Origin of the sequence: Mycobacterium sp. 4858, assembly GCF_900240975.1 — a bacterium.
Taxonomy (GTDB): domain Bacteria; phylum Actinomycetota; class Actinomycetes; order Mycobacteriales; family Mycobacteriaceae; genus Mycobacterium.
In genome coordinates, this window is record NZ_LT968772.1 from 1 (window position 1) to 2,172 (window position 2,172).

Sequence of the window (2,172 nt, forward strand, 5' to 3'; positions counted from 1 at the left end):
CGTCAAGCGCCGTCGGGCCGGGTGCGGGCATCTACGTCGAGTACGCCGACGGGACGGGCGGGATGGGCTGCACCGCGGGGTTTTTGGTGCGCACCAGCACGGGCCTGCCCGGTGTCCTGACCGCCGGCCACTGCAACCGGCCCGGCGAGGCCAGCAAGGTGACGATGAACCTGGGCGGGGTCCTGCCCTACGCGACGCTGGGCACGTTCGCCCAGACGGTCAGCGAGGGCGTCCTCAACGAACAGCACGACATCGGCCTCATCCTGCTCAACGGGGACAACGTTCCCCGTAATCCGGCCGTCGGGGCCGCCCTGCCCGTCTCCGGCGTCGCCACCAACCTGCAGACCGGGCAGGAACTTTGCAAATTCGGCATCGGCAGCGGCGAGGCCGCCTGCGGGCAGGTCACGGAGGTCACCGACAGCAAGGTCGTGTTCCTGGCGCCCGGCCAATGCGGCGATTCCGGTGGCCCGGTGTATCTCAAGCAAGGCGACGGCACTGTGCGCGCGGTCGGCATCCTGATCCGCGGGGGCGATCCCAACACGCCCATGCCGCGGTGCTCCGCCCCGGCGAAATTCTCGGTCGCCGAACTCGTCCAGCCCTGGCTGGACAAGTGGGGCCTCACCGCCGTGACCGCGGAAACCGCGCCCGGCTGAGGCTTCTTCAGGCTGGCTTCAGGCTGACTTCCTACTGTCGCGGATCGCGGCGATCCGCGGGTCCCCCCTGCGGATGGGTGCGCCGCCGACAGAAGAGGAGAGATGGGCCGAGTGAAGATCAACCAACTCATCGCAGGGTCCCTGCTCGCGGGCGCCCTCGGGGCGGCCGCGGCCGGCTTCGGGGTCGCGGTGGCGAGCGCGGATCCGCCCCCGCCACCGCCACCGGGGCAGCCGGGACCGCCGCATCCGGGCGGCCCGTTCGGCGGGCCACCGGGACCGGGTGGCCCGGGTGCACCGGGACCTGGTGGCCCGGGACCGGGTGGTCCGGGGCCCGGCGACCCGGGCCGGCCACCGCCGCCGGGAATCTGACGGGGCGGTCTTATCGAGCGGTGGCCGCCTCGCCCGGGGCGGCCACCGCTCACCTTTCTTCCATGGGCCTTATTCCACCGCCGCGGCGAGCGGCAGCGTGAGCCGGAACCTCGCCCCGCCCTCGTGCGGCAGACACACCAGCTCGCCCCCGTGGGCACGCGCCAGCGCCCGGGCGATCGGCAGGCCCAGCCCGGCGCCGCCGTGATCGCGGGCGCGCCCGGCGTCCAGTCGCACCAGCCGTTCGAAGATCCGCTCGCGCTCGTCGTCGGGAATGCCCGGGCCGCTGTCGGTGACGGTCACCTCGGCGGCATCGGTGCGCCCACGCACGTCGACCGTGATGGCTCCCCCGCGCGGGGTGTAGCGGCGGGCGTTGTCGAGCAGGTTGGACAGGATCTGCGCGATGCGGGTGGGGTCCGCGTCCAGATGGATCTCGGTGACACCCGTGCGATTGACCGACACTTGCGGCGCCAGCATCGCGGCCCGGTCGGCTTCGGTGTCGGCGATCGCCGCCAGGTCGACGGCCTGGGAGTCCAACGGCAGGCCGGCGTCGATGCGGCTCAGATCGAGCATGTCGGAGACCAACCGCCCTGCGCGCCGCGCGTCGGACAGCAACAGGCTGGCCCTGCGATATTGACCGTCTGCCGCGTCGTCGCCCTGCTGCTGGGAGGCGCTGGTGGCGAGTTGTTCGGCGGCGACCTGTATCCCGGCGATCGGGGTGCGCAGTTCGTGGGCGGCGTCGACCATGAAGCGCCGGGTTGCCGTCTCGGCGCGCCGGGCCGCGTCGGCGGAACGCTGGGCCCGGCGTTCGGAAGCCTCCAAGGTATCCAGCATCCCGTCGAAAGCGCTTGCGGCCCGGCCTAATTCGGTATCGGGACGGTCGGGGCGCAGCCGCCGCCCGCGATCACCGGTCCGGATGTCGTTGGCCAGCGCGGTCAACCGGTCCAGTGGGCGTAACGCCACCCGGCTGACCGCCACCAGCAGCAGCGCGGCGACCAGCAGGGTCACCACACCCGCTCCGATCATCAGCGCCCGCAGTTGGTGCGTCACCTGCGTGGTTTGTGTGGTGTCGGCGACCAGGATGACCCGGGCGCCATCCGGCAGCCGACGCACAACGGCCGTCGCCGTGGCGTCCGGCGGGGGTGGGGGCGGC

3 protein-coding genes are annotated in these 2,172 nt (G+C 72.7%); 2 read left to right on the forward strand and 1 reads right to left on the reverse strand.

Translation table 11 applies throughout. From position 1 onward, the window contains the following. Together C1737_RS00035 and C1737_RS00040 are read left to right on the forward strand one after the other, a co-directional pair. Nucleotides 1–653, forward strand: a 653-nt coding sequence (locus C1737_RS00035) for a trypsin-like serine protease (protein WP_102416886.1), incomplete at its 5' end; no start/stop codon positions are given. Between the two features lie 111 nt (nt 654–764). Beyond that, on the forward strand, nt 765–1,022 hold the full coding sequence (locus tag C1737_RS00040) for a hypothetical protein (RefSeq protein ID WP_199182758.1): 258 nt from the start codon (nt 765–767) through the stop codon (nt 1,020–1,022). 69 nt (nt 1,023–1,091) lie between these two features. Here the strand turns inward: C1737_RS00040 and C1737_RS00045 are convergent. Continuing rightward, nucleotides 1,092–2,172 (reverse strand): cell wall metabolism sensor histidine kinase WalK (locus C1737_RS00045; protein WP_102416887.1); only part of this gene is annotated, 1,081 nt, incomplete at its 5' end.